The 25,830-nt window shown below is 66.1% G+C and carries 22 protein-coding genes and 2 pseudogenes; 14 read left to right on the top strand and 10 right to left on the bottom strand.

The window, feature by feature from the left end; all coding sequences use genetic code 11:
- The first annotated feature begins 52 nt into the window (after window positions 1-52).
- The gene (locus LRS53_RS20820; RefSeq protein ID WP_231357175.1) at window positions 53-1,210 is read left to right on the top strand and encodes an ATP-binding protein; all 1,158 of its coding nucleotides are present in this window, start codon (window positions 53-55) and stop codon (window positions 1,208-1,210) included.
- 32 nt (window positions 1,211-1,242) lie between these two features.
- Here LRS53_RS20820 and LRS53_RS20825 read toward each other — a convergent pair whose 3' ends face one another.
- From LRS53_RS20825 to LRS53_RS20835, 3 genes are all read right to left on the bottom strand, one after another.
- On the bottom strand, window positions 1,243-1,731 hold the full coding sequence (locus LRS53_RS20825; RefSeq protein WP_231357176.1) for a UPF0158 family protein: 489 nt from the start codon (window positions 1,729-1,731) through the stop codon (window positions 1,243-1,245).
- Between the two features lie 78 nt (window positions 1,732-1,809).
- Window positions 1,810-3,210, bottom strand: coding sequence for a sugar porter family MFS transporter (locus LRS53_RS20830; RefSeq protein WP_231357177.1), 1,401 nt, complete (start codon window positions 3,208-3,210; stop codon window positions 1,810-1,812).
- Window positions 3,211-3,410: 200 nt separating this feature from the next.
- Window positions 3,411-4,394 (bottom strand): LysR family transcriptional regulator, encoded by a 984-nt coding sequence (locus tag LRS53_RS20835; RefSeq protein WP_231357178.1) that lies wholly within the window; start codon window positions 4,392-4,394, stop codon window positions 3,411-3,413.
- 95 nt (window positions 4,395-4,489) lie between these two features.
- On the opposite strand from LRS53_RS20835, the gene LRS53_RS20840 reads away from it, so the two are divergent.
- From LRS53_RS20840 to LRS53_RS24060, 6 genes and pseudogenes are all read left to right on the top strand, one after another.
- Window positions 4,490-5,128, top strand: a complete 639-nt coding sequence (locus LRS53_RS20840) for a hypothetical protein (RefSeq protein WP_064306870.1) — start codon at window positions 4,490-4,492, stop codon at window positions 5,126-5,128.
- Window positions 5,129-5,163: 35 nt separating this feature from the next.
- Window positions 5,164-5,934: a 2OG-Fe(II) oxygenase gene (locus LRS53_RS20845; RefSeq protein ID WP_231357179.1), complete on the top strand. Its 771-nt coding sequence runs from the start codon at window positions 5,164-5,166 to the stop codon at window positions 5,932-5,934.
- A 1-nt stretch (window position 5,935) separates the two neighbouring features.
- Entirely contained in the window at window positions 5,936-6,577 is a 642-nt protein-coding gene (locus tag LRS53_RS20850; RefSeq protein WP_231357180.1) for a LysE family translocator, read from the top strand.
- Window positions 6,578-6,608: 31 nt separating this feature from the next.
- Complete coding sequence (locus LRS53_RS20855; RefSeq protein WP_231357181.1) at window positions 6,609-6,938, top strand: Arc family DNA-binding protein; 330 nt, start codon at window positions 6,609-6,611, stop codon at window positions 6,936-6,938.
- A 216-nt stretch (window positions 6,939-7,154) separates the two neighbouring features.
- Window positions 7,155-8,300 (top strand): annotated as a pseudogene (locus tag LRS53_RS24055) (methyl-accepting chemotaxis protein); the annotation flags it as partial.
- The gene (locus LRS53_RS24060; RefSeq protein WP_371099774.1) at window positions 8,274-8,999 is read left to right on the top strand and encodes a methyl-accepting chemotaxis protein; all 726 of its coding nucleotides are present in this window, start codon (window positions 8,274-8,276) and stop codon (window positions 8,997-8,999) included. The pseudogene LRS53_RS24055 and the gene LRS53_RS24060, both read left to right, overlap by 27 nt.
- Window positions 9,000-9,038: 39 nt before the next feature.
- Here the strand turns inward: LRS53_RS24060 and LRS53_RS20865 are convergent.
- Window positions 9,039-9,622 (bottom strand): annotated as a pseudogene (locus LRS53_RS20865) (flavin reductase family protein).
- Window positions 9,623-9,795: 173 nt separating this feature from the next.
- Here LRS53_RS20865 and LRS53_RS20870 point away from each other — a divergent pair.
- Together LRS53_RS20870 and rep are read left to right on the top strand one after the other, a co-directional pair.
- Complete coding sequence (locus tag LRS53_RS20870; RefSeq protein WP_231357182.1) at window positions 9,796-10,488, top strand: hypothetical protein; 693 nt, start codon at window positions 9,796-9,798, stop codon at window positions 10,486-10,488.
- 59 nt (window positions 10,489-10,547) lie between these two features.
- Complete coding sequence (rep, locus tag LRS53_RS20875) at window positions 10,548-12,557, top strand: DNA helicase Rep (protein WP_017639881.1); 2,010 nt, start codon at window positions 10,548-10,550, stop codon at window positions 12,555-12,557.
- A 353-nt stretch (window positions 12,558-12,910) separates the two neighbouring features.
- Here the strand turns inward: rep and LRS53_RS20880 are convergent, their stop codons facing one another.
- Window positions 12,911-15,523, bottom strand: coding sequence for a cellulase family glycosylhydrolase (locus LRS53_RS20880; RefSeq protein ID WP_231357183.1), 2,613 nt, complete (start codon window positions 15,521-15,523; stop codon window positions 12,911-12,913).
- A 284-nt stretch (window positions 15,524-15,807) separates the two neighbouring features.
- Window positions 15,808-16,785, bottom strand: a complete 978-nt coding sequence (locus LRS53_RS20885; protein ID WP_231357184.1) for a glycosyl hydrolase 53 family protein — start codon at window positions 16,783-16,785, stop codon at window positions 15,808-15,810.
- A 148-nt stretch (window positions 16,786-16,933) separates the two neighbouring features.
- Here LRS53_RS20885 and LRS53_RS20890 point away from each other — a divergent pair, with 148 nt between their 5' ends.
- On the top strand, window positions 16,934-17,485 hold the full coding sequence (locus LRS53_RS20890) for a DinB family protein (protein ID WP_231357185.1): 552 nt from the start codon (window positions 16,934-16,936) through the stop codon (window positions 17,483-17,485).
- A 225-nt stretch (window positions 17,486-17,710) separates the two neighbouring features.
- Here LRS53_RS20890 and LRS53_RS20895 read toward each other — a convergent pair whose 3' ends face one another.
- From LRS53_RS20895 to dadA, 4 genes are all read right to left on the bottom strand, one after another.
- Window positions 17,711-18,265, bottom strand: coding sequence for a cupin domain-containing protein (locus tag LRS53_RS20895; RefSeq protein ID WP_064309213.1), 555 nt, complete (start codon window positions 18,263-18,265; stop codon window positions 17,711-17,713).
- A 177-nt stretch (window positions 18,266-18,442) separates the two neighbouring features.
- A complete protein-coding gene (gene alr / locus LRS53_RS20900; protein ID WP_231357186.1) occupies window positions 18,443-19,513 on the bottom strand; it encodes an alanine racemase in 1,071 nt (356 codons plus the stop codon).
- Between the two features lie 90 nt (window positions 19,514-19,603).
- Window positions 19,604-19,960 (bottom strand): RidA family protein, encoded by a 357-nt coding sequence (locus tag LRS53_RS20905; protein ID WP_231357187.1) that lies wholly within the window; start codon window positions 19,958-19,960, stop codon window positions 19,604-19,606.
- Window positions 19,935-21,233: a D-amino acid dehydrogenase gene (gene dadA / locus LRS53_RS20910; RefSeq protein ID WP_173149803.1), complete on the bottom strand. Its 1,299-nt coding sequence runs from the start codon at window positions 21,231-21,233 to the stop codon at window positions 19,935-19,937. Before dadA ends, LRS53_RS20905 begins: the two co-directional genes overlap by 26 nt.
- A gap of 157 nt (window positions 21,234-21,390) precedes the next feature.
- On the opposite strand from dadA, the gene LRS53_RS20915 reads away from it, so the two are divergent.
- The 4 genes from LRS53_RS20915 to LRS53_RS20930 all read left to right on the top strand — a co-directional run bounded on the left by LRS53_RS20915 (window position 21,391) and on the right by LRS53_RS20930 (window position 25,620).
- Window positions 21,391-21,879 (top strand): Lrp/AsnC ligand binding domain-containing protein, encoded by a 489-nt coding sequence (locus LRS53_RS20915; RefSeq protein ID WP_007159864.1) that lies wholly within the window; start codon window positions 21,391-21,393, stop codon window positions 21,877-21,879.
- 67 nt (window positions 21,880-21,946) lie between these two features.
- A complete protein-coding gene (locus LRS53_RS20920) occupies window positions 21,947-22,756 on the top strand; it encodes a class I SAM-dependent methyltransferase (RefSeq protein ID WP_231357188.1) in 810 nt (269 codons plus the stop codon).
- Between the two features lie 36 nt (window positions 22,757-22,792).
- On the top strand, window positions 22,793-24,073 hold the full coding sequence (locus LRS53_RS20925) for an NAD(P)/FAD-dependent oxidoreductase (protein WP_231357189.1): 1,281 nt from the start codon (window positions 22,793-22,795) through the stop codon (window positions 24,071-24,073).
- Complete coding sequence (locus tag LRS53_RS20930; protein ID WP_231357190.1) at window positions 24,070-25,620, top strand: phospholipase D family protein; 1,551 nt, start codon at window positions 24,070-24,072, stop codon at window positions 25,618-25,620. Before LRS53_RS20925 ends, LRS53_RS20930 begins: the two co-directional genes overlap by 4 nt.
- The last annotated feature ends 210 nt before the right edge of the window (window positions 25,621-25,830 follow it).

Raw genomic sequence — 25,830 nt, forward strand, 5'->3', positions numbered from 1 at the left:
GATCTATAAAGATCTATAATCGACTTTAATCGCCTTGAATTGGGAGTTGTCGATGCCCGAGCGTTTCTATCACCGACACGCCATGGCTACTACCTATGCTGCCAAGATCATGGCAGACCCGCTGCATCCCGGTCTGTTTTTGGCGGCGCCACGGCGAACCGGCAAGACCACCTTCATGCGGGAAGATCTGGCGCCCGCACTCCAGCTCGCAGGTGCCGAGGTGATCTACGTCGATCTCTGGTCGAATCGACAGACTGATCCGGCTGAGTTGATCAATCAAGCGGTTCAGGTTGCCATCGAGCGCAATCTTGGTCTGATCGCCAAGCTGACCAAGCAAAGCGGCGTGGTGAAACTCAAGGTGGGTGGGGTCGAGATAGATACCGGCAGCATTGGCAAAGCCAAGGGCGTAACCCTGGCCGCTGCGCTGGCAGCGCTTTCCGACAGTCTCGGCAAGCCGATAGTGCTCATTATCGACGAAGCTCAGCATGCCGTGACCACAGCGGCTGGCAGCAACACGCTCTTCGCCCTCAAGGCGGCTCGCGACGAATTGAACGGCTCACACCATCACGGCCTGAGACTTATCTGCACCGGTTCCAGCCGGGACAAGCTGGCAATGCTCAGAAACAGCCGCGACCAAGCCTTCTTCAATGCGCCCCTGGTCAACTTTCCCCATCTTGACAGAGGCTATGTGGACTGGTTCTGCGCGCAGTCCAGGCTCGATTTCACCCTTGATCCAGAAGTAGTCTGGAGTAAATTCGTCGAAGCGGGCTATCGCCCCGAGGCATTGCAAGCGGCCCGTGAGGTACTCGAATACTCAATGATCGATGATGCTGCAGTGGGCAATGTCGCTTTTGCTGAAGCCGTCGACGAGCACGTGCGAGAGATGTCCGAGAGCGCTCTAGCCGTGATTCGCAGCCTCACACCGATTCAAGCGGCCGTACTGAAGGTGATGGCGGTCCAGGGCAAGGACTATGCGCCTTTCGAATTGGCAACTCTTGGCAAGTACGCAGAAATGCTACAGCTCGCCGGTATGAGCGAGGCCCAGGCCCAAGAGGCCGCCTACGCGCAGAACGTACAGCAGGCCCTGGCTGCTTTGCAGGAAAAGGCATTGATCTGGAAAGCTGAGCGCGGCGTTTACGCCATCGAAGAGCAAGGACTGCCGGACCTCATGCGTAGCGCCGGCATGCTGCCGGACGCTTCGTCAAACTAAGGGCGTTCAGCTGACCATCGGGGCGGCAAGCCCTATCGCCCCTGCCCCTTCTCCAACCGCCGCCGGATGCCCTCGGGCACGTCGTCCGGCAGCGGCATTCGGCCATCCGCCGGCAGGGCTTCCAGGCCCGCTTCGTCCAGCAGCACCAGTACCTCCTCCTTGAGCCGACTCAGAGCGAAGGCCTGCCAGGCCTCGCGTACCGAGGGGAAGAGCTCCAGTTCGTAGTCGAAGGTGCGGATCGGTCGCCGGCTCTCCAGGGCAGCGCGCAAGAGTGGCTGGGCGTGGGGATGGCGCAACTGGTGCAGAAAGGCTTCGCGCAGTTCCAGGCGGTCGTCCTGGGTCAGCCGCGGCAACGGCAGGTAGCGTTCGGGATCTTCCAGCTCCTCGCGCTCTTCCAGACTGAGGTCGTCCGGGTCGAGCAGGCGCAGGGCGCCGCTTTCAAGATCGAGGAAGTGAGTACCTCGCTCCCGGCTGTCGAGGGCGGCAGCCAGTAGCTCGAGGTCAAGGGTAAGGGGGCGCATGGCAGGACTCCGGCACAGGCGAACAGGAGCGGAGATAGAGCTCCGCTCCTGTTGCGACCCTAGCACCGGAGCTGGCGTTCAGCCCTTCCGCTGATAGGGAAAGAAGCGCCGTTCGCGCAGGTCGTGCTCGATCTGCTCCAGGCTCTTGCCCTTGGTCTCCGGTACCAGGCGCCAGATGAACAGCAGCGCCACCAGGGAAATGCCGGCGTAGAGCCAGAAGGTGTGGGCGGCGCCCAGCTGGGTCACCAGGCTCAGGGTGGTGAGGGTCACCAGCAGGTCGAAGCCCCAGTGGCTGAAGGCGCCGACGCTGGCGCCCTTGCCGCGCACGAACAATGGATAGACCTCGGCGTTGATCAGCCAGATGCAGACGCCGAAGCCGCCGCAGTTGAGCATCAGGTAGGCGGCCAGGCAGGCCACCACCGTCCAGCGCTCGACCTCGGTCTGGGGACCGGCACCCTGGAACAGATAGCCCATGATGGCCAGGGCGATGATGGAACCGGGGATCAGCGTCAGCAGGTAGCGACGACGACCGATGCGATCCACCAGGAAGCTGCCGACCACGGTCATGATCACCACCAGGATGGTGCTGCAGCCGGTGGCCAGCACCGCGGTCTGGTCGGAGAAACCGGCCTGGGTGAGGATGGTCGGTGCGTAATAGATCAGCGCGTTGTTGCCGGTGATCTGCGAGAACATGGCGATGCCCGCCCCCACCAGCAGCGCCGGACGCACCCAGGGCGAGAACAGATCGCTCCAGCTGCCTTCCGGCGCGTTGCTCACGGTCTTGATCTCGGCCAGTTCGGCCTCGGCCGCGGCCTTGCCACCCCGCACCCGTTCCAGCACCGCCAGGGCGTCCTGTTCACGCCCCTTGACCAGCAGCCAGCGCGGACTCTCCGGCAGCACCGCCATGCCCGCCAGCAGGATCAGCGCCGGCACCAGGCCGAGGCCGAACATCCAGCGCCAGTGCTCGTCCAGGGCGAAGCCGGTGAAATAGGCCACGGTGATGCCGAACACCACCATGAACTGGAACAGCACCACCAGCTTGCCACGGTGCTCCGGCGGCGCCACCTCGGCGATGTACACCGGGATGATCTGGGTGGAACTGCCGGCCGACAGGCCGAGCAGGAAACGCGACAGAATCAAGAGGGTGACGTTGGGCGACAGCGCCGAGAGCACCGAGCCCAGGGCGAACACCAGGGCCACACCAATGATGGTCTTGCGCCGGCCGAGGCGGTCGGAGATCGGCCCGGTGCCGAGGCAGCCGAACAGGGCGCCAAAGATGATGGCGCCGGTCACCAGCTGCTTGACGGTGTCGTCCATGGCGAATTCGCGGCCGAGGCCGAGCAGGGCGACGCCGATGATGCCGGTGTCGTAGCCGAACAGCAGGCCGCCCAGGGCGGCGATCACGGCGATGAGCACGACCAGCCCCTTGCGCGGGGTGGCCGCCACGGGAGTGGCGAGCGTGGGTGATGAAGCGAGCATGGGGAAATCCTTTCTTGTTTTGCCAGGGCAAGGATCGCGGCAGCGGCCAGATCCACCCGCGCAGGCGGGCCGTCGGGAGCATGGCCCAGGGAAAAGCGCGATGTGGCAGGCAGAGAAACGTTAGGTGAATCGTTTCACCTAATGATGCCAGTTGTAACAGGACTTGTGAAAAGCATCACGAAAGTCGGATCGGCAGCGCCCTAGCTGCCGATGGTCAATTCCTGGAAGCGCTGTTCGGGCAGCGCGGCCGCCCCTTGTCCCGGGCGCAGCGCCTGATCGCCCAGGCGCTCGACCAGGAAGTCGATGAACACCTTGAGCTTGGGCGGCAGGTGGCGCGTTGCCGGATAGAGCAGCCAGGCGCCACCCTGGTAGTGCGGCAGAAAGGACCACTCCGGCAGCACCTGGACGATCTCGCCGCGGGCCAGGGCCGCCTGGGCGGTGAACAGCGGCAGGCTGCCGATACCGATGTGGTTGAGCACCGCGTCCAGCCGTACCCCGGTGTGGTTGGCGGCGTAGCGCCCGCGCACGTTGACGTGAACCACCTTGGCGCCCTGGCGGAATTTCCAGCGCGAATCGGCCGGCTCTTCCGCCAGGTAGATGCAGCTGTGCCCGGCCAGGTCGCGCGGGTGCGCCGGCTGGCCGTGCTCGGCCAGGTACTGCGGCGTGGCGCAGAGCAGGTGCTCGATGGTGAGCAGCTGGCGACCCACCAGCCCGGGCGGCGGGCGGTCGGTGATGCGGATGGCCAGGTCGACGTTCTCGTCGATCAGGTCGACCTGGCGGTCTTCCAGCAGCAGTTGCACGTCCACCGCCGGGTAACGGCGCAGGAACTCGGTCATGTGCGGATGGATCACCGTGCTGCCCACCGCCTTGGGCACCGACAGCCGGACGATACCGGCCGGTGCCTGGTTGAACTGACCGCTGACCTCCAGCACCGCCCGGGCGGCGCCAACCATGTCGCTGCAACGCCGATAGACCTCCTCCCCCGCCTCCGACAGACGCAGCTTGCGGGTGCTGCGATTGAGCAAGCGGGTGCCCAGGGCCTTCTCCAGGCGCGCCACGCTGCGACTGGTGGAAGACGGGGTCAGACCCAGCTGGCGGGCCGCCGCAGAAAAGCTGCCGCTCTCCACCACCCGCACGAAGATGGCCATCTCGCTGAACAGTGGCAGGGGAAGATTTATGCTCACAGCGCAAAATTCCTTTGGAGAGAGGGTGGATTATCACCCTTGCGCGCACTCTTTAGAATGAGGACGTTTCTCGTTCTCCAAGAGTAGTAAGACGAATGACCGAGCGCCTGTATTTCCTGAGCGACAGCCTGATCGCCGAGGTCGAGGTCCATGCTTGTACCGCCGACGGGGACGGTTATGTCGTTGAACTGCAGGCCACGCCCTTCCATCCCCAGGGGGGTGGCCAGCCCAGCGACACCGGCTGGATCGGCACGGCCGAGGTGACCCGGGTGGTCCAGGACGGCGAGCGCATTCTGCACCACACCAACCGTCCCCTGGCGCCGGGCCGCGTGCTGGCGCGGGTCGACGAAGGCCGCCGCCTGCTGCATTCGCGGCTGCATTCCGCCGGGCATCTGCTCGGCCACATCGGCGAGACCCATGGCTGGAAGCCGGTCAAGGCCCATCACTGGCCGGGTGAAGGCCGCATCGAATTCGTCCCGGGGGAGGAAACCGTCGCGTTGGACGCCGAATCCCTGCAGGCGCACTTCGACGCCCTGGTGGAAGAAGACCTGCCGCTGCAGATCGAGGTGCAGGCCGACGGCCAGCGCCAGGTGCGCTTTGGCGAGGATGTGGCGCGCTATGCCTGCGGCGGGACCCATGTGCGCTCCCTGCGCAGCGTCGGGGCCTTGAGCGCCCTGGGCGTCAAGGAAAAGAAGGGGCGCCTGCTGGTGAGCTACGACATGGCTGGCGCTTGATCCACCGCCCACCTCACCCGTCGAAAGGAGGCGCCATGCTGCTCGAACTCGACGCTCTCGACACCGAGAGCCTGCTCCGTCTCACCGAAGAACGCCTGCTGGCCGTGCGTGTGCGCCGCTTCGTGCCGCGCCCGCTGGCCGACGACCTCGGCCAGCAGATCCTCGGCAACGGCTTCGCCACCTACACCAATGCCCCCAGCATCGGTCGTATCGGCATGGCCTTCTATGAGGCGGAACACCAGCGCGCGCAGATGGACGACTATTTCGCCAGCGTCGCCAGCAACCTGGAAGAATTGCGCCGTCGCTGCCGCCCCTACCTCAATCCCATCGACCTGGTGCGCTGCACCCTCGACGAGGTCTGGCCCGCCGGCGCCCACCTGCAGACCCTCTGGGGCCGCAAGATGTACGTCGGCCTGTCACGGGTGGTGAAGCCCGGGGTACGCTTTCTCGCCCACCACGACATCTTCGCCAAGGATGCGCCGGGCAGCGAGGAAGCCGAAAGCCTGGTGAGCCAGCTGGCCTGCAACGTCTACTTGACCATGCCCAGCAGCGGCGGCGAACTGCAACTCTGGTCGCGGGAACTGTCCCCGGAAGCTTTCGATGCCATGCGCGGCGACAGCTACGGCATCGAACCCGATCGCCTTGGTCCGCCCTGCCTGACCATCCGCCCCGAACCGGGCGACCTGATCCTTTTCAATTCCCGCCGCATGCACGCCGTGACCCCCGGCAACGATCAGCCGCGCCTGTCGCTGTCGTGCTTCGTCGGTTATCGCGGGGCTGCCAAACCCCTCACGTACTGGAGCTGACATGTCCCCCTACCTGAGCGAATTCCTCGCCCTGGCCACCATCCACTTCCTCGCCGTACTGGCGCCGGGGCCGGACTTCGCCGTGACCGTGCGCCAGAGCGTGAGATTCGGCCGCCTGATCGGTCTCTGCACCGCCCTGGGCATCGGCGCCGGCATCTCCGTGCACGTGCTCTACACCCTGCTCGGCATCGGCGCCCTGATGCACGCCACGCCCTGGCTGCTGGGGGTCGCCAAGGTGGTCGGCGGCGCCTACATCCTCTGGCTGGGCTTCAATCTGATCCGCAGCAAGCCCACCACCGCACCGCTGGACGACAGCCAGTGGCAGCAGGCCGACCTGCAGCGGCAGTCACCCGGCAGGGCCTTCCTGACCGGCTTCCTGACCAATGCCACCAATCCCAAGGCCACCCTGTTCTTTCTGGCCATCTTCACCACCGTGGTCAGCGGCAGCACGCCGCTGACCGTCCAGGGCCTCTATGGCCTGTGGATGTGCGCGGTCAACGCCGCTTGGTTCGCCCTGGTCAGCCTGCTGTTTTCCAGTCCACGCGTTCGCCAGACCTTCCTGCGCCTGGGCCACTGGTTCGAGAGAACCATGGGCCTGGTGCTGGTTTTCTTCGCCGGTCGACTGCTGTTGTCGGCGCTTTGACGTCAGCCACCCCGTTTTTTGGAGGTCCGCCATGCCTTACGTCCACCGCGCTCCCGCTGGAATCCCCACGGAAAAATTCGTCGTTCGCCTGCCCGATGGCATGCGTGAACGCATCGCCGCCGTGGCCCGCTCCCATCGCCACAGCATGAACACCGAGATCGTCGCCTGGCTGGAACGCAGCCTGGTGCAGGATGGGGTCCTGGAGCAACAGCAGAGCGAAGCGGACGACGACCTGCTCAATGCCAGCGAGCAACTGCTGCTGCAGCGCTTCCGCCAGCTCAACGAGCGCCAGCAGAAGGCGCTGATCTCGGTGCTGGAACTGGAATTGCCAGTACCCGTTAGCAGCCGCGAAACCGCCTGACGCGGGCCGGGGACACAGTGGCTGGCGCCGGCTGTCGGTAGCGGGGCCACCACCCAGGTGGCCCTGACGTGCGGCTTCAAGTATCGATCGGGACGGCCGATGAAAGGGGTCTTCGCACTCTCTTCCGGTACTCCCATGTCTGTTTCCAAAGCCTCCTGGCTGAGCAATCTCGGCATTTCCAAGAAGCTGGCCCTGGGCTTCGGCGCCCTGCTGGTCATGGTGACGGTGGTGGCCCTGTTCGGCTATCTCACCGCCAACACCCTGCTCGATCGCATCACCAAGACGCGCTACAGCGGTGAGCTCAAGGCCCACATTCTCGACGTCAGGATCGACGAGAAGAACTACCTGCTCGATCCCAGTGCCGCCAGCGTCGCCCGGCAGCAGACCGATCTGGCCGTGGTCGCGGAAGATGTCGCCAAGGGCCTGAGCCTGTTGAGCAACCCGGCCAACGTCGCCATCCTGCACAGCATTCAGCAGGAGATGAAGACCTACCAGGAGCGCTTCACCGCCCTGCAGCAGTCCAATCAGACCAGCGCCGAGGCCCAGAAGGAGCTGACCCGGGTTTCCGATAACGTCACTGAGACCTTCGACCAGTTGTTCGACCTGGTCTTCGCCCCGGGTGGCAGCTACAGCACCGCCGACCTCAAGGCCGTGGCCGAGATGAAGGCGCAGATGGTCGGCGTGCGCCTGGCCATCCGCCGCTTCCTCGGCACCCCCGACGACAGCAAGTCCCAGGCGACGCTCAAGGTCATCGACGGCTTGCTCCAGACCCTGGCCAGCGCCCAGAAGCAGATCGACGGCGACACCGCCGCCCGCCTCTACAGCGCCACCCAGGACGTGACCCGCTATCGCGCCTTCTTCGAATCCATCGTCGCGCAGAATCGCCAGGCCCAGGCCACGGTCGCCAGCCTGCAGGAGCAGGGCAACAAGCTGGTGCAGTTGCTGGATCAACTGGGCGAGGGCCAGCTCAAGTCCGCCGCCGCCGAACGCCAGGCCGCCCTGTTCAAGCTGTTGCTGACCAGCCTGATCGCCCTGCTCATCGGCATCGCCGCCGCCTGGCTGATCGCCCGCCAGATCACCCAGCCGCTGGCGACCGCCATGGCCATGCTCAAGCGCGTCGCCGCCGGCGACCTGACCCCAAGCGACGCGGTGACCCGCCGTGACGAACTGGGCGAATTGCAACGCACCACCCAGGCCATGGCCGCTGACCTGCGCCAGCTGGTCGGTGGCATCGCCAGCGGCGTGGGGCAACTTAGCAGCGCAGCCGACGAACTCTCGGCCTTTGGCGTCCAGACCAGCCGTGGCGCCACCCAGCAGCGTGACGAGATGCACCAGGTGGCCACCGCCATGAACGAGATGGCGGCCACGGTACACAACGTGGCGCAAAACACCGCCAACGCCTCCAGCGCCGCGCAGAACGCCGACAACATGGCGCGCGAAGGCAGCCGTACGGTCAAGCGCGCGGCCCAGGAAATCACCTTGGCCGCCGAAGAGGTGCAGGGCCTGGGCGCTGCCATGGAGCGTCTGGACGCCGCCAGCGGTCGCATCGGCAGCGTCATCGACGTGATCAAGGCGATCGCCGAGCAGACCAACCTGCTGGCGCTCAACGCCGCCATCGAAGCCGCCCGCGCCGGCGAACAGGGCCGCGGCTTCGCCGTGGTGGCCGACGAGGTCAGGTCCCTGGCGCAGCGGACCCAGGAATCCACCCAGGAGATCGGCGAACTCATCGCCACCCTGCAACAGGGCACCACCGAGGCCAGTGCGCGCATGCAGGCTAGCCGTGACCGTACCCTGGGCACCGTGACCCTGGCCCAGGACGCCGAGCGCGCCCTGGACGTCATCTACCAGACGGTGGCGGAAATCCAGAGCCTCAACCAGCAGATCGCCACCGCGGTGGAAGAGCAGAGTCTGGTAGCCGAGGAGATCAACGGCAACGTGGTCAAGGTCAGCGGCCTGGCCGAGGAGTCCGCCACTGCCAACGCCCATGCCGCGGCCTCGGTCAACGAATTGGCCCGCCTGGGCGGCGATCTGCAGCAGATGGTCGCGCGCTTCCGCGTCTGACCACTGCCCGGACGACGCCAGGCGCTGGCGTCGTCGGACTCAGGCCTTGGGCGTGAGCAGCTGCCCCTGGATACCGTCGCCGATCACCAGGAAGTGACCACCGGCGACGTGATGCAGGGTGCGCAGGCTGTCCTGACCGCGGAAATCCCAGCGCCCCTCGCGAAACACCCGGGTATCGGCCCGGGCGGCGACCACCTCGCCAAGAAACAGGTCGTAGCCTTGCTGGTTGTGCGCCTCGGGCAGCACCCGGCATTCCAGCCAGGCCACGCAGCCGGCGATCAAAGGGCACCGACCCTTTCACCTGCCAGCGTCTCGATGCCGTAGGCGGCGAACTTGTCCAGCCCCCGGCCAGTGGTATTGCCCACCGTCTGCACCAGATCCACCTGGGCCGCGCAGGGCACGCTGAGCACGAAGCTGCCCTCGGCTTCCAACAGTTCGCGGGTCCAGGTCTGCTTGTCCAGCACCACCGCCACCTTGCCCGGCTCGAAATCCACCGCCATGGCCCAGGCCGCGGCCATGACGTTGCGCCGGCCGTCGTGGGCGGCGCTGACCAGCACCGTGGGGCCATGGTTGAGCAGGCGATAGGCCTTGGCCAGGGGGACGGCGGCAAGGGTCGAATTCATGGATGGACTCCGGTGGGAAAAGCCCCAGGGTAACGCAGCCCTTGCCGTCCGGCGCCGAGCGGGAAAAAAATTGCCGCTTTGCATTGCGCTCGCCAAACGCCGGGAGACATCAGGGGTCTATCGCCCACTCCCGGTATGGGATCGACAAGAAACCTGCGTTAAGGATGACCGCTATGCCCACCTGCCTGGCTCGCTCCCTTCTGCTGCTCTGCGCCTGCTATCTCGGCCTGCCGCTGGCCCATGCCGAGAACGCCAAACCGCCGCACAGCGCCCCGGTCACCCAGCCGCTGCTCTCCAGCTCCATCAACGACTTCAGCAACGAAGACTGGGATCGCGGTGTGCTGCGCCGCGTGGCCGGTCTGACCATTCCCGCTACGCCAGCCAACGTCGAGGGCTTCATCAGCGGTCGTCAGGCGCAGCTGGGCGACGGCGAGTGGCGTGCCATCACCGATGTCCAGCGCGTCGGCGACAATCTGGCAGTGTTCCTTGAGGGCAAGCCGCTGGATGCCGAGGCCGTGGGTTATCCGCGGCGGCTGGCGGTGGATGACGCCCCCGGCACCGGTCGGCACCTGCAGCGCCTGCCAGGGCGCTTCAGCACCCCGATCAATGACTTCACCAACCAGGATTGGCTAAAGGGCGTCTACCGCAAGGCCGCCGGCATCTCCATTCCGGTCACCGAGCGCAATCGCGAAGAATTCAAGACCGGCGCCATCGTCCGCCTGGCCGACGGCCAGGACTATGCCGTCACCTACGTCAACGAATTCGGCCGCAGCATGGCGGTGTTTCTCGACAGCCCGGCGCTGCCCGGGGAGAAGTACGGCTATCCGCGCCAGCTGACCTTCGTCGCGCCACCGCCCAAGCCCTGAGACCGTGATGGACCGGCGCTGGTAGAATCCCCCGCCCAGCGTCGTCCCCCCGGTCCGCCATGTCCAAGCTCAACCCCCGCCAGGCCGAAGCCGTGGCCTACATCAGCGGCCCCCTGCTGGTGCTGGCCGGCGCCGGCTCCGGCAAGACCAGCGTCATCACCCGCAAGATCGCCTACCTCGTACAGCAGTGCGGCATCCGCGCCCAGTACATCTGCGCCGTGACCTTCACCAACAAGGCGGCGCGCGAGATGAAGGCGCGGGTGGCCAGCCTGCTCAAGGCCGGCGAAGGCCGCGGCCTGACCGTCTCCACCTTCCACAACCTCGGGCTGAACATCATTCGCCGCGAGTACGTACACCTGGGCTACAAGCCGGGCTTCTCCATCTTCGACGAGGGCGACATCAAGGCGCTGCTCACCGACATCATGCAGAAGGAATACCAGGGCGACGACGGCCTGGACGAGATCAAGAACTACATCGGCAACTGGAAGAACGACCTCATCCTGCCGGAAGAGGCCTTGGAAAAGGCGCGCACGCCCAAGGAACAGACCGCTGCAGTGGTCTACCTGCACTACCAGCGCACCCTCAAGGCCTATAACGCGGTCGACTTCGACGACCTCATCCTGATGCCGGTGAAGCTGTTCCAGGAGCACCCCGAGGTGCTGGAGCGCTGGCGCAACCGCATCCGCTACATGCTGGTGGACGAATACCAGGACACCAACACCAGCCAGTACCTGCTGGTGAAGATGCTGGTGCAGGAGCGTGCCCAGTTCACCGTGGTGGGCGACGACGACCAGTCGATCTACGCCTGGCGCGGCGCGCGGCCGGAAAACCTGATGCAGCTCAAGGACGACTTCCCTTCGCTCAAGGTGGTGATGCTGGAGCAGAACTACCGCTCCACCAGTCGCATTCTCAAGTGCGCCAACGTGCTCATCGCCAACAATCCTCATGTGTTCGAGAAGCAGCTGTGGAGCGAGATGGGCCATGGCGATCCGATCCGCGTGCTGCGCTGCAAGAACGAGGACGGCGAGGCCGAGCGCATCGCCCTGGAAATCCTCACCCTGCACCTCAAGACCCAGCGGCCCTATGCGGACTTCGCCATCCTCTATCGCGGCAACCACCAGGCCAAGCTGATGGAGCTCAAGCTGCAGCACCACCAGATCCCCTATCGGCTCTCCGGCGGTACCAGCTTCTTCGCCCGCCAGGAGGTCAAGGACGTGATGTCCTACCTGCGCCTGCTGGTGAATCCGGACGACGACAACGCCTTTCTGCGGGTGATCAACGTGCCACGCCGGGAGATCGGCTCCACCACCCTGGAAAAGCTCGGCAACTATGCCGGCAGCCGCGACCTGTCGATGTATGCCGCGGCCGACGAGATCGGTCTGGGCGAGCACCTGGATGCCCGCTTCACCGAGCGCCTGGGGCGTTTCAAGCGCTGGATGGATGGCGTGCGCCAGAACTGCGCCGGCGAAGATCCCATCGGCGCCCTGCGCAGCATGGTGATGGACATCGACTACGAGAACTGGATCCGCCAGAACGCCAGCTCCGACAAGGTCGCCGATTTCCGCATGGGCAACGTCTGGTTCCTCATGGATGCGCTGAAGAACATCCTGGAAAAGGACGAGGACGGCCAGATGACCATCGAGGACGCCATCGCCAAGCTGGTCCTGCGCGACATGCTCGAACGCCAGCAGGAGGAAGAGGAAGGCGCCGATGGGGTGCAGATGATGACCCTGCACGCCTCCAAGGGCCTGGAATTTCCCTATGTGTTCATCATGGGCATGGAGGAAGAGATCCTGCCGCACCGCTCCAGCATCGAGGCCGACACCATCGAGGAGGAGCGCCGCCTGGCCTACGTGGGCATCACCCGCGCGCGCCAGACCCTGGCCTTCACCTACGCCACCCGGCGCAAGCAGTACGGCGAGCTGATCGACTGCACCCCCAGCCGCTTCCTCGACGAGCTACCGCCCGAGGACCTGCAATGGGAAGGCCTGGAAGAAGCCCCCCAGGAGCAGAAGGCCGCCCGTGGCAACGATGCCTTGGCGGCGATGCGGGCGATGCTCAAGCGTTGAGGGGAAGGCCTTCACTGGGATCACCCTCACCCCAGCCCTCTCCCGGAGGGGGAGGGGGCGTCCGCAGTCACCACCGGGTTTCGCCATACGCCGATCAGTCCCCTCTCCCCTGGGAGAGGGTTAGGGTGAGGGCCCACCCCGCGCCGGGCTGACACCCTCACCCCCAGCCCCTCTCCCAGAGGGAGAGGGGAGCAAACAGCATCCCCCCCCTGCACCCACGCCGCTCTGCCCCCTCCCCCTCTGGGAGAGGGGCCGGGGAGAGGGCCCGCCCAGCCTAGATCCCTACCCCCAAAACGACACCGCCCCCGCTGCCGGTCAGGCAACGGGGGCGGTGCTATGGTCGCGCCGGGCGCTTACTTGGCGAAGTTGGTCACCATGTCGAAGATCGGCTTGGGTCGCTTGAGGTCGTACATCATCCCGAAGTGGCGCTCGTGGATCACCGAGAGACTCGGCTCATCGAGCAGTTCGTAGACGTTGATCTCGGCCACCACATCCTTGTAGCTGGTGTTGAGCACCGTGAGCATCTGCTTGACGCTGTCGTAGCAGGCCCGGTCGCCGTCACGGCCGCCATCGGTGTTGCCCTGGTAGACGTTGCCGCAGTTCATCTCGTTGAAGAACACCTTGGTCCTGTACTTGGTGGCCATGGCGCGCATCTGCCCCAGGTACATGTCCATCCAGTAGCCCTTGTCGTCGAAGTACGGGTAGTAGTGGAAGCTAATGTAGTCGAAGTTGAAGCCTGACGCCCGGGCCTGGTCGAGGAACCACATGGCACCGTTGCGATCACCCGGGCAACGGGCGGTGGCGGTGCGGTCGTCCGAGTTGCACGCCATCACGTTGATGGTGGTCTTGAGGTTGGCGCCCAGCTCATCCGAGGCCTGCTTGATCCCGCGGTAGATGCCGACCAGGGTATTGATGCGCTCCTGGGCACCCGCCTTGGAATAGTCCTGCTCGTTGCCGACCTCCCAGATCTTGATGTCGTTGGCGTAGCGCTTGGCCAGGGCATAGGCCTGCGCCTGGGTCAGCTTGTGGGTGATGACCGGCCGCAGGGTGATGTTGTACTTGCGGGCCAGGGCGACCAGACGATCCAGCTCGGGCAGGTTCATCACCAGGTACTCGCCGGAGCGATAGGTACGCAGGTTGCGCGCCGCCAGGACCTGCAACCGGGCCTCCATCTCGGCCGGCGGATAGGCGGCGCTGTTGTCGTGGCCGACCACCCCCAGGGGGATGTTCTTGTAGCCGCTCAGCGGGGCCGAGGCGACCGCCCCGCCGGTGACCGGCTGGACCACGTTCTGCACCGGTTGCACGCTGACCGCAGGGGTCGGCGTGGTCGTGGTGGTGCCCTGGGCCAGCGCCGCGCTCACCTTCTTGTCGAAGGCGGCCTTGTCGTCGCCGGCAGCGGCGCGCAGGACTTCCAGCGGCAGGTTGGCCCGGGAGGTGACGCCATTGGCCAGCCGGCTGCTCCAATAGGCGCTGCCACTGCTGTCGGCGCTCCGGCCATAGAGGGTCTGATAGACCTTGTTGACCAGGGCGGCGCCGCTCAGGGATCCGTAAAGCGTGGTCGACTCGCCATTGGCGGCAAAGGTGGCCGCCAATTGCTCGACGCTCAGGTCGCTGGCCAGTCGCGAGGCCCAGTAGTTGAGGCCACCGGCATCGGCCGCCCGGCCATAGTAAGCCAGGTAGAGCTGCTCGACGGTGGTCAGCTTGGTGGCATTGGCGGCATTGCCTGCGGTGCCCGTGGCGGCGCCGGTGGTCGCCCCTGCCGTGGCGGTGCTACCCGTGGCGGTCCCCGTGGTGCCGGTACCCGTGGTCGGCGCGACGCCGGTGGTGGTGCCAGTGGTCGCTCCAGCGGTGCCCGTGGCGCCGGTACCGCCGGTGGTGCCCGCAGTCGCACCGCTGGTGGCGGTCCCGGTCTTGGGTGGTGTGGCGGCGGTCGGCGCTACCTGCGGGCCGATGGCGGCGCAGCTGTCCTTGTCCAGGTACTTGGCCAGCACCGCCCACTGCGGACGCTCCTTGCCATTGATCGGCTCGACCGCCTGGTTGTAGGTACCCCAGCCCGGCCCGGCGGCCCAGTAGGTGGCCGGAATGCAGTTCTGCTTCAGATAGGCCAGCATGCCGTCGAGAATGGGCAACCAGCGCGCATCCGTGTCAGGTACGCCGAAGCCGCCGATGAAGCCGCGCTTGTTGTTGGCCTTGAGCCAGGCGACGAAGGGCTTGAGCCGCTCGACACCATAGCTGGGCGAGAGGGTCGCCACGTTCAGGCTGCCGTCGAAGAAGGCCTGGGCCATGAAGATCAGGTTGTTGGCCGGATCGTTGAGCTTGAGCAGGGCGTCGTTCCACTGCGGCCAACGGGTGGTGTCGGCCCAGCCGTTGCCCTCGATGAAGATCGGATGGGTCGAATCGACCGCACGCACGCCATCGATGCCGTACTGGGCGGCGATCGGCCAGTTGCTCACGGCGTCGTGGGGCTCGTTCATGATGTCGTAGCCATAGAGCGCCGCATGGGTGCCCCAGCGCTGGGCGATACGGGTCATGAGATTCTGGAAGGCCTCGTAGGGAACTTCGCCCGCGCCGATGACCTTGCCCTGATAGCGGGCGTAGTTGTGCAGATCGAGGATGACCTTGACGCCGTACTTCTGGGCGTAGCCCAGGGTGCGATCGACCAGGCCGGCGTAGGTGGGATCGAGATTGACCCCCATGGACGGTTGCAGGCGCTCCCAGAGAATGGGGAAGCGCACCAGCTTCACGCCCTTGGCGCTCCATTGCTGGAAATGGCTCTCGGCCGGAAAGATGAAGTTGCGGTCGTTGACACCGGGCAGTACCTGGGCGGCGAAGGTGGCGCCGGAGAAGTTGAGACCGACCAGGTCAACGGCCTGGGCGGAGGTGGCAAGCGAAGCGGTGGCGAACAGGGCAGGCAAGAGCAGCGCCTGACGCGGCAGGCGGCGGGAGATGGAGCTAAGGATTGTCATCAAGAAGGAACCAGATAGGCCGAGGTGCGCGATTCGATCCGTGCATCCCACCTCGGTACAGCAGGAAAACTGCCGGGGAAGATCGTTTCCCCAGCACCTGCGAAGCCTATTGCAAGCGCTAGACCAAGAAGAACCCGTGCCATCACGAAGCAGGGGTGAACGCGGTGTTTTGCCAGATGTACGGTGCCGATGATGGCACTTTCGCTACCACTCGTCGCTGACCGCCTGGTCACGCAAAGAGCCGATCCCCAGGCAAAAGTCAGACTTGTCTGCTTTCTGGCGGCTCAAGGCGCTCCGGCATAGCGGCGGACCAGTTCCATGACCGGTTTGGGCCGATCCAGGTCGTACATCAGCCCGAAGTGACGCTCATGGGCAACCGGATGGGTCGGCTCGTCGAGCAGTTCATAGACGTTGATCTCGCGGACGATGTCGCGATAGCGCCCATTGAGCTCGGAGAGGATGTACTCGAGGCTGTCATAACAGCTGCGATCGCCCGGCCGGCCGCCGTCGGTGGTGCCCTTGTAGATCTCCGCGCAATTGACCTCGTTGTAGAAGATCTGCGTCCGGTACTTGGCCGCCATGGCGCGCATCTGCCCCAGGTAGAGATCCATCCAGTGACCGCGGTCGTGGTAATGCGGGTAGTAGTGGAAGCTGATGTAGTCGAAATCGAAACCGGCGGCCTTGGCCTGATCGAGAAACCACATGGAGCCCAGGCGATCGCCCGGGCAGCGCGCCTTGGGCCCGGTGTCGTAGGAATTGCAGGACATCACGTTGATGGTGGTCTTGAGATCGGCGTTCAGCTCGTCGGAGGCGCGCCGGATGCCCCGATAGATATCCACCAGCCGACTGATGCGGATGCTGGCGCCGATCCGCGAGTGATCCTGCTCATTGCCGATTTCCCAGATCTTGATGTCGTTGGCATAGCGCTTGGCCAGGGCATAGGCCTGGGCCTGGGTCAGTTGCTGGGTGATCACCGGCCTCAGGGTGATGTGGTACTGGCGGGCCAGGGCCACCAGGCGATCCAGGCGCGGCAGATCCAGCAGCAGGAATTCGCCGGAGCGGTAGCTGCGCAGGTTGTAGCGGTCGAGCAGCTGCAGGCGCTTTTCCATCTGCGCATCGGGATAGGCGGCGTTGTTGTCGTGACCGACCACCCCCAGGGGGATGTAGGGCAATTCGGGCAGGGTGACAGGCTCGGCGGCCCGGACCGTGCCACCCAGGCACAGGGCAGCGACCAGGCCGAACCAGGGCGACATTCGAGGCATCAGACGCATCCTTGCAGGTGGGCAGCAGAGCGGCGGAGCATGGCAAAGCGCCGCCAGTGCCTCAATCATGGATGACTCCAGGCTGCGACCCCCCGCACAACCAGGCGCGTTACAGTAGGTGTCCGCTCGCCGTGTCGAGGACCTGCCCATGACCGCCAACCTGCTGCTGGCCCAGGCCTGCAACAATCGCTGGTCGAACCACCGCCTGCTGGTCGCCTGCACCACCTTGCCGGCGGCTGCCCTGCACGCAGCCCAACCCGCCGCCTTCTTTGGTTCGCTCTGGGCCCTGCTCGGCCATCTGCTGGACGTGGATCTCTTCTATCTCGATGCGCTACATGACCAGCCCCGGCCTTACCAGGACACGGACTGGCCTGATCTGGCGACGCTGTGTGCGGCCCAGATCGCCAGCGACCAGCGCCTGATCGCCCTGTGTCGCGGCCTCGCTCCCCAGCAGCTGACCGGACTCATCACCCTGCCCCGCGCCAGCGGCCCGGTACGGGAACAGCGACTGCGCACCCTGCAGCATCTCTTCGTGCACCAGCTGCACCACCGCGGCCAGGCCCACGCCCTGCTCCTGGCCGGCGGCGTCGCCCCGCCGCAACTGGACGAATTCTTTCTCGCCCAGGACGAACCGCTGCGCCGGACGGAGCTGGCGGCGTTGGGGATCGATGAAAGGGAGTTGTGGGGAATCGCCCCGTAGCGTGGGTCGAGCGCCGCGCAGCCCAACAGGCCTTGCCTCAACGTGGCGGCAATGTTGGGCTTCGACGATAGAGCTGTCTCAGCCCAACCTACGGTTTCGAGCGCCCACTCGGACCGCCCCCTCTCCCTCCGGGAGAGGGTTGGGGTGAGGGCCGCCCCAGACACCGGCCTCCAGGTGGAAAAGGCTGCGCCGTTTTCCACCCTACGACCGCCATAACGCAAGTGCTTAGAAATTCGCCGGCGTGGTCGCACTGATCAGCCGGGCGGGGGCTTCGAAGGGATTGCGGAAGCGATGCGGGCGGCTGCTTTCGAAGTAGTAGCTGTCGCCCGGTTCGAGGATGTGCACCTCGCCGCCCACGGTCAGCTCCAGGCGGCCTTCCACCACCAGGCCGGCCTCCTCGCCCTCATGGGCGTACATCTCTTCGCCAGTGTCGGCGCCGGGCGGATAGGTCTCGTCGAGAAAGGCCAGGGCGCGACTGGGATGGGCCCGGCCGACCAGGCGCATGCGCACGGTGTGGGCGCCGCTGGAAATGTCGATGAGCTCATTGGCGCGATAGACCACCTGGGTCGGCGCGTCCTGTTCCAGGTCCAGGGAAAAGAATTCCACCAGAGACATGGGGATGCCGGCCAGCACCTTTTTCAGCGAGCTGATGGAGGGGCTGACGCTGTTCTTCTCGATCATCGAGATGGTGCTGTTGGTCACCCCGGCACGCTTGGCGAGCTCGCGCTGGGACAGGCCCTTGAGGGTACGGATGGTTTGCAGGCGGGCACCGACGTCCAAGGTGGAGAAGACTCCTCGAGCAGGCGGGTGAGACGTGGCCAGGCCACGCGCGATAGGCGTGCCGCGGCACGGTGTTCGGCATCATGGCAACGCTGTTCGAGATTTACAACACCAGGGCGGACGTGCGGCCTTGCCGCCCTCACTCGGCTTGGATAGCGGCCAAAGACCGCCCAGGGGCTAGTCGCGATAGCCGCGCGGTACCCGCTTGAGGTTGCACAGCAACTGGTAGGGGATGGTGTCGCAGCGCTCGGCCAGGTCTGCCACCGACACCTGGCGGCCCCAGAATTCCACCTCGCTGCCCACCCCGGCCTGGGGATGATCGGTGAGGTCGACGGTGAGCATGTCCATGGATACCCGGCCGATCAGCTGGCCGGGACGCCCTTCGATGGCCACCGGGGTGCCATTGGGCGCATGGCGCGGATAGCCGTCGGCATAGCCCAAGGCAACCACCCCGACCCGGGTCGGCCCGGCGGTGACGAAGCGCGCGCCATAACCCACCGGTTCGCCGGCCGGCAATTCGCGCACGGCGATCACCCGGGAGGTCAGGGTCATCACCGGTTGCAGCCGCTCGGCGGCGGCCTGGGGCGTGGCGAAGGGCGTCACGCCATAGAGCATCAGCCCCGGCCGCACCCAGTCGCCAGCCGCCTGGGGCCAGCCCAGCGTCGCGGGGGAATTGCGCAGGCTGGTGGGGCCCGGCAGGCCCTCGGTGGCGGCGCGGAAGGTGGCGATCTGCGCGCTGGTGGCGGGGCTGTCCGGTTCGTCGGCACGGGCGAAGTGGGTGAGCTTGACGATGCCGCTGACCTTGCCGCTGGCCAGCAGTCGCCGGTAGGCGGCGGCGTAGTCCTGGGGAAAGAAGCCGACCCGGTGCATGCCCGAATCCAGCTTCAGCCAGACCTGCAGCGGCCGCGCCAGGGCGGTCCGCTCCAGCGCCTCCAGTTGCCAATCGGCGTGGATCACCGTCCAGAGATCGTGCTCGGCGATCAGCGGCAATTCGTCGATGCCGAAGAAGCCTTCCAGCAGCAGGATAGGCGCGCGGATCCCCGCGGCGCGCAGCTCCAGCGCCTCCTCGATGCAGGCCACGGCGAAGCCGTCAGCCTCGCTGGCCAGGGCCTTGGCCACTGCCACCGCGCCGTGCCCATAGGCATCGGCCTTGATCACCGCCAGGGCACGGGCATCGGAGAGTTCACGGGCCAGGCGATAGTTCTGGCGCAGGGCGGCGAGGTCGATGACGGCGCGGGCGGGACGCATGGGAGGTCTCGGCAGAGAAAGGGAAAGTTTGGGGGGCGTGAAACACCCTCACCCCGGCCCTCTCCCAGAGGGAGAGGGGGAATAGCGGTCTTACTCTTTGACGGCGGCGATGACGTTCATCTCCACCAGGATGTCCGGCTTGGCCAGCTTGGCTTCGACGGTGGTGCGACCCGGGGTAGCGCCCTGGGCGGCCCATTCGTCCCAGGCGCGATTCATGCCCTCGAAATGCAGGGCGATGTCGCGCAGGAAGATGGTCACCACCAGGATGTGTTCCTTGTCGCTGCCGGCCTCGGCGAGGAATTTGTCGACATTGGCCAGGGTCTCGCGGGTCTGCTGGTAGATGTCGCCGGAAAAGTCGTCGGCCAGTTGACCGGCCAGATAGACGGTGCCGTTATGGATATTGATTTCGCTCAGGCGGCGATCAGTGTGCAGACGCTGTACGGGCATTGCGCGGGGACTCCTGGGTGGCGGAATAGCGGGAGATGTCGAGACCCTCGGCGCTGATCTGCGGCTGCTTGCGCGCGATCAGGTCGGCCAGCAGACGACCGGAGCCGCAGGCCATGGTCCAGCCCAGCGTCCCGTGCCCGGTGTTGAGGAACAGGTTGCGATAGCGGGTGGCGCCGACGATGGGGGTCCCGTCCGGGGTGGCGGGTCGCAGGCCGGTCCAGAAGCTGGCCCGGGCGAGGTCGCCACCGCGAGGATAGAGATCCCCGGTGATCATTTCCAGGGTCGCGCGGCGCCGCGGATCCAGGTTCAGATCGAAGCCGCAGATCTCGGCCATGCCGCCGACGCGGATGCGGTCGTCGAAGCGGGTGATGGCGACCTTGTAGGTCTCGTCGAGGATGGTCGAGGTCGGTGCCATGGCGGCATCGACGATGGGCACCGTCAACGAATAGCCCTTGAGCGGATAGACCGGCGCGCGGATGCCCAGGGGTGCCAGCAATTGCGGCGAATAGCTGCCCAGAGCCAGCACATAGTGATCGGCGGTGAGCAGTTCGCCATCGACCTTGACGCCATCGATACGGTCGCCACTGGCGCTGAGTTGCTGGATCTCGGCGCCGAAACGGAATTCCACGCCCAGGCGGCGGGCTTCCTCGGCCAGGCGATTGGTGAACAGGAAGCAGTCACCGGTCTGGTCGTTGGGCAGGCGCAGGCCGCCGGCCAGCTTGTGCTTGACCGCCGCCAACGCCGGTTCGACCCGGGCCACACCGTCGCGGTCGAGCAGTTCGAAGGGCACGCCGGAACGCTCCAGGACGGCGATGTCCTTGGCCGCGGCCTCCACCTGCTGCTGAGTGCGGAAGATCTGGGTGGTACCCAGCTGGCGGCCTTCGTAGGCGATGCCGGTGTCCTGGCGCAGCTCGTCGAGGCAGTCGCGGCTGTATTCGGACAGCCGCACCATGCGTTCCTTGTTCACCGCATAGCGCGCAGCCGTGCAGTTGCGCAGCATCTGCGCCATCCACAGGTATTGGCTGCTATCGCCAGTCAGGCGGATGGCCAGGGGCGCGTGCTTCTGGAATAGCCACTTCAATGCCTTGAGCGGCACGCCGGGTGCGGCCCAGGGCGAGGCATAGCCAGGGGAGACCTGACCGGCGTTGGCATGGCTGGTCTCCAGGGCGGGACCGGCCTGGCGATCGACCACGACCACCTCGAAACCCTGACGGGCCAGATAGTAGGCGCTGGTCGTACCGATGACGCCACTACCCAAAACCAGTACACGCATCGCTAGCTCCTGGCCGGTGAGAGGATTTCGCCGGCTTTCGTCGGAATGAAGGCAGATACGGCAAGTATAGAAAGCCGCACGCAGTGCTAATCACTGAAGAATTGCCTATATTCGGAGTAATTTTCCGGTAAAGACCCCTTTGGCAGAGACCCCCGCGATGCGTACCCATCACCAGGCCAGACGCGAGCTGGACAAGATCGACCGCAACATCCTGCGCATCCTCCAGGACGATGGCCGCATCTCCTTCACCGAGCTGGGCGAGCGCGTGGGGCTGTCCACCACGCCCTGCACCGAGCGCGTCCGCCGCCTGGAGCGCGAGGGCATCATCCAGGGCTACAACGCTCGGCTGAATCCACAGCACCTCAAGGCTGGCCTGCTGGTGTTCGTGGAACTGAGCCTGGACTACAAGTCCGGCGACACCTTCGAGGAATTCCGCCGCGCCGTGCTCAAGCTGCCCCAGGTGCTGGAATGCCACCTGGTCTCCGGCGAATTCGACTACCTGGTCAAGGCGCGCATCTCCGAGATGGCCTCCTATCGCAAGCTACTGGGCGACATCCTGCTCAAGCTGCCCCACGTGCGCGAATCCAAGAGCTACATCGTGATGGAAGAGATCAAGGAGACCCTGAGCCTGCCCGTGCCGGACTAACGGCTGGCGATCCCGGCGCTGGGCGTCTAGGCTGCGGTCTTTCGCCTGATGGCCAAGGAGGCCGCCCATGGACCCACGCCAGCGTCAGCTCATCACCGCCGCCAATCGTCAGGCCTGGGAGGTGTCGGCGCCGCTCCATGCCCAGGGTGAGGACTGGCAGCGCTTGCTGGAACAGGCCCGGCAACCCGGTTTCTCGGTCCTCGATGCCTGCCTGACCGCCACCCTCGGCGACCTGGACATCCGCGGCCTGAGCTGCGCCCAGGTCGGCTGCAACAACGCCCGCGAACTGCTCTCCCTGGCTGCCCTCGGCGCCCGGCCCGCACTGGGCATCGACCAGTCGCCCGCCTTTCTCGCTCAGGGCGAGCAACTGGCCGCGGCGGCAGGCCTGACGCCCCGGTTGGTAGCCGCCGACATCTATGCGCTGCCCGAGGATCTCGGCCAGCATGACCTGGTGCTGATCACCATCGGCGTGCTGAACTGGATGCCGGATCTGCCGGCCTTCTTCGCCGCGGTGGCCGGTCTGCTGGCCCCGGGTGGGCGCCTGGTGATCTACGAGACCCATCCGTTCCTGGAAATGTTCGAGCCCCACGCGGACCAGCCGCTGCTGCCCCACTACAGCTACTTCCGCCGTGAGCCCCTGGTCAGCGAGGCGCTCATCGCCTATGACGGCGAATCTCATGGGCAGGGCGCAACGAGTTACTGGCATATCCACACCCTGGGCGCCATCGTCACCGCCAGCCTGGACGCCGGCCTGATCCTGCAACGGCTGGAGGAGCATCCGCACTCCAATCGCGAGGCCGACTATGACCGCTACAGCGACCAGGCCGCCCAGTTGCCGATGAGCTTTACCCTGGTGGCACAACGCCCGACGGCTTAGCATGGTCCCCTTGTTCCTATCAGCCGCCTATCCTCCATGCAGCCCCACGCGCCCTCCTACTACGCCGCCACCGCCAACCAGACACTGAGCTTTCCGCCCCTGGAGGGCGAGGTCCAGGCCGATGTCTGCGTGGTTGGCGGTGGCTTTTCCGGGCTCAATACCGCCCTGGAGCTGGCCGAGCGCGGCGCCCGGGTGGTGCTGCTGGAGGCCCGGCGGATCGGCTGGGGTGCCAGCGGCCGCAACGGCGGTCAGCTGATCCGCGGCGTCGGCCATGACGTCGAGCAGTTCGAATCGGTCATCGGCGCCGAAGGGGTGCGCGAACTCAAGCGGCTGGGCTTCGAGGCGGTGGAGCTGGTCCGCCAGCGCATCGCCCGCCACGGCATCGACTGCGATCTCACCTGGGGTTTCGCCGACCTGGCCAACAAGCCACGTCACTGGCAACACCTGCAGGAAGAGCACAGCGCGCTCCAGGCCCTGGGCTATCCCCATCCGCTGCGTCTGGTGCCCAGGGTCCAGCTGGCCGAGGTAGTGGGCTCCGACCGCTACCAGGGCGCCCTGGTGGACGAGGGCTCCGGCCACCTGCATCCGCTCAACCTGGCTCTCGGCGAAGCCGCCGCGGCCCGGGCGCTGGGCGTCCAGCTGCACGAAGACAGCCAGGTCACCCGCCTGGAATACGGCTCCAAGGTGCGGGTGCATACCGCCCGCGGCCGGGTCTCGGCCGACACCCTGGTGCTCTGCTGCAACGCCTACATTGACGACCTGCAGCCCGATCTCGCCGCCCAGGTGCTGCCGGCTGGCAGCTATGTGATCGCCACCGAACCGCTGTCCGCCGAGCGTGCCGCGCGGCTGCTGCCGGGCAACCGGGCGGTCTGCGACCAGAACGTGGCGGTGGACTATTTCCGCCTGTCCGCCGACCGCCGCCTGCTGTTCGGCGGTGCCTGCCACTATTCCGGGCGCGACCCCAAGGACATCGCCGGCTACATGAGGCCGAAGATGCTGGAGGTCTTCCCCGAACTCGCGGACGTGCGGGTGGACTACGCCTGGGGCGGCATGATCGGCATCGGCGCCAATCGCCTGCCGCAGATTGGTCGGCTGCGCGAGCAGCCCAACGTCTTCCACGCCCAGGCCTATGCCGGCCATGGGGTCAATGCCACCCACCTGGCCGGCCATCTGCTGGCCGAGGCGATCCTGGCCCAATCGGCCGGTTTCGATCTCTTCGCCCAGGTGCCCCATGCGCGCTTTCCTGGCGGTCGCCACCTGCGTTCGCCGCTGCTGGCCCTGGGCATGCTCTGGTACCGCCTCAAGGACCGCCTGTGATCCGCCTGGTCGTGCCCCTGCTGCTGGCGCTGCTGGCCGGCTGCGCCACGCCTATCCCGCGCCAAGCCTCCAAGGTCTTGCCGGTCGCCGGCACTGTCCTGGACAGCCAGGTACGCGCGGCCGGCGCCGCCCACCCGGGCCTCTCGGGCCTGCGCCTGCTGGAAACCAGCACCGATGCCTTCACCGCCCGCGCCGAGTTGATCCGCAAGGCCCAGCGCAGCCTGGACATCCAGTACTACATCGTCCACGACGGCCTGACCACGCGCCTGCTGGTTAACGAACTGCTCAAGGCGGCGGATCGCGGCGTGCGCATCCGCTTTCTTATCGATGACACCAGCAGCGACGGCAACGACTACCAGATCGCCGTGCTGGCGGCCCATCCCAACGTGCAGATCCGCGTCTTCAATCCGCTGCACCTGGGCCGCAGCACCGGTCCGACCCGGGCCCTGGGCCGCCTGGTTGATCTCAACCACCAGCATCGACGCATGCACAACAAGCTGTGGCTGGCCGACGACAGCGTGGCCATCGTCGGCGGCCGCAACCTGGGCGACGAGTACTTCGATGCCCGCCCGGAGATGAACTTCACAGATCTCGACCTGCTGGCCGCTGGCCCGGTGGCGCGGCAACTGGGCACCAGCTTCGACCAGTACTGGAACAGCTCCCTGAGCCAGCCGGCGCGACGGCTGCGCTGGTTCGCGCCTTCGACCGAGGCCCTGGTGCGGCTGCGCGCACGGCTGCAACGCTATCTCGACAGCGAACGCACCCGCGACCTGGCGCTGTACAACCGCCTGCGCCGCTACGCCACCGCGCCCCAGCTCGACGGCTGGCTGCAGGAGCTGACCTGGGCTCACGCCCAGGCGCTCTGGGATGCGCCGCGCAAGGTGCTGGCCGACGACGAGCCGGACTGGCAGCTGCTGCTGACACGCCAGCTGCAACCGACCCTGGATGGCGCCCAGCATGAGCTGCTGCTGGTCTCTTCCTACTTCGTGCCCATGAATCAGGGGGTCGCCTATCTCGGCGGCCTGGCGGCCCGCGGCGTGGACGTGCGGGTACTGACCAACGCCCTGGAAGCCACCGACGTGCCCGCCGTGCATGCCGGCTACGCGCCCTATCGCGCGGCCCTGCTGGCCCAGGGCGTCAAACTCTTCGAGCTGCGTGCCCGCCCGGACCAGCAGCGATCCGCCCTGCCCTACAGCTTCGGCGAATCCGAATCCAGCCTGCACAGCAAGGCCATGGCCATCGACGGGCGCTGGTCCTTTATCGGCTCCTTCAACTTCGATCCGCGCTCGGTGCTGTGGAACACCGAGGTCGGGGTACTGGTGGACAGCGCGGCCCTCACCGGTCGTCTGCGGCAGCTGATGCTGCAGGGCATGGACCCCAGCGTGTCCTACGCGGTGCAACGCATCGAAGATCAGGGACGGGTGCATCTGCAGTGGGTCAGCGAGCGCAATGGCCAACCCCGGGTGTTGCACCACGAACCCGGCAGCGCCTGGCGCCGCTTCAACGCCTGGGTGGTCAAGGCAGTGGGGCTGGAGCGGATGCTCTAGGCTTCGCCCTCACCCAGAGCGTGAGGGTGTTGGATCGTAGGTTGGGCTGAGACAGCTCCATCGTCGAAGTCCAACAACAGGCACCGCGCCGAACCTGTTGGGCTTCGCTCACGCTCAACCCAACCTACGCGAGCCAGCGGCTGGACGCCCGTAGGTTGGGCTCAGACAGCCCCATCGTCGAAGCCCAACAACAGGCACCGCGCCGAACCT

This window comes from Pseudomonas sp. PLB05, from assembly GCF_021106615.1.
GTDB lineage: Bacteria > Pseudomonadota > Gammaproteobacteria > Pseudomonadales > Pseudomonadaceae > Chryseomonas > Chryseomonas benzopyrenica.

Excerpts from the sequence above, each read along its gene's own strand:
- LRS53_RS20820 (WP_231357175.1), top strand. The coding sequence starts at position 53 with ATGCCCGAGCGTTTCTATCACCGACACGCCATGGCTACTACCTATGCT.
- LRS53_RS20825 (WP_231357176.1), bottom strand. The coding sequence starts at position 1,731 with ATGCGCCCCCTTACCCTTGACCTCGAGCTACTGGCTGCCGCCCTCGAC.
- LRS53_RS20830 (WP_231357177.1), bottom strand. The coding sequence starts at position 3,210 with ATGCTCGCTTCATCACCCACGCTCGCCACTCCCGTGGCGGCCACCCCG.
- LRS53_RS20840 (WP_064306870.1), top strand. The coding sequence starts at position 4,490 with ATGACCGAGCGCCTGTATTTCCTGAGCGACAGCCTGATCGCCGAGGTC.
- LRS53_RS20845 (WP_231357179.1), top strand. The coding sequence starts at position 5,164 with ATGCTGCTCGAACTCGACGCTCTCGACACCGAGAGCCTGCTCCGTCTC.
- LRS53_RS20850 (WP_231357180.1), top strand. The coding sequence starts at position 5,936 with ATGTCCCCCTACCTGAGCGAATTCCTCGCCCTGGCCACCATCCACTTC.
- LRS53_RS20855 (WP_231357181.1), top strand. The coding sequence starts at position 6,609 with ATGCCTTACGTCCACCGCGCTCCCGCTGGAATCCCCACGGAAAAATTC.
- LRS53_RS20870 (WP_231357182.1), top strand. The coding sequence starts at position 9,796 with ATGCCCACCTGCCTGGCTCGCTCCCTTCTGCTGCTCTGCGCCTGCTAT.
- rep (WP_017639881.1), top strand. The coding sequence starts at position 10,548 with ATGTCCAAGCTCAACCCCCGCCAGGCCGAAGCCGTGGCCTACATCAGC.
- LRS53_RS20880 (WP_231357183.1), bottom strand. The coding sequence starts at position 15,523 with ATGACAATCCTTAGCTCCATCTCCCGCCGCCTGCCGCGTCAGGCGCTG.
- LRS53_RS20885 (WP_231357184.1), bottom strand. The coding sequence starts at position 16,785 with ATGCCTCGAATGTCGCCCTGGTTCGGCCTGGTCGCTGCCCTGTGCCTG.
- LRS53_RS20890 (WP_231357185.1), top strand. The coding sequence starts at position 16,934 with ATGACCGCCAACCTGCTGCTGGCCCAGGCCTGCAACAATCGCTGGTCG.
- alr (WP_231357186.1), bottom strand. The coding sequence starts at position 19,513 with ATGCGTCCCGCCCGCGCCGTCATCGACCTCGCCGCCCTGCGCCAGAAC.
- LRS53_RS20905 (WP_231357187.1), bottom strand. The coding sequence starts at position 19,960 with ATGCCCGTACAGCGTCTGCACACTGATCGCCGCCTGAGCGAAATCAAT.
- dadA (WP_173149803.1), bottom strand. The coding sequence starts at position 21,233 with ATGCGTGTACTGGTTTTGGGTAGTGGCGTCATCGGTACGACCAGCGCC.
- LRS53_RS20915 (WP_007159864.1), top strand. The coding sequence starts at position 21,391 with ATGCGTACCCATCACCAGGCCAGACGCGAGCTGGACAAGATCGACCGC.
- LRS53_RS20920 (WP_231357188.1), top strand. The coding sequence starts at position 21,947 with ATGGACCCACGCCAGCGTCAGCTCATCACCGCCGCCAATCGTCAGGCC.
- LRS53_RS20925 (WP_231357189.1), top strand. The coding sequence starts at position 22,793 with ATGCAGCCCCACGCGCCCTCCTACTACGCCGCCACCGCCAACCAGACA.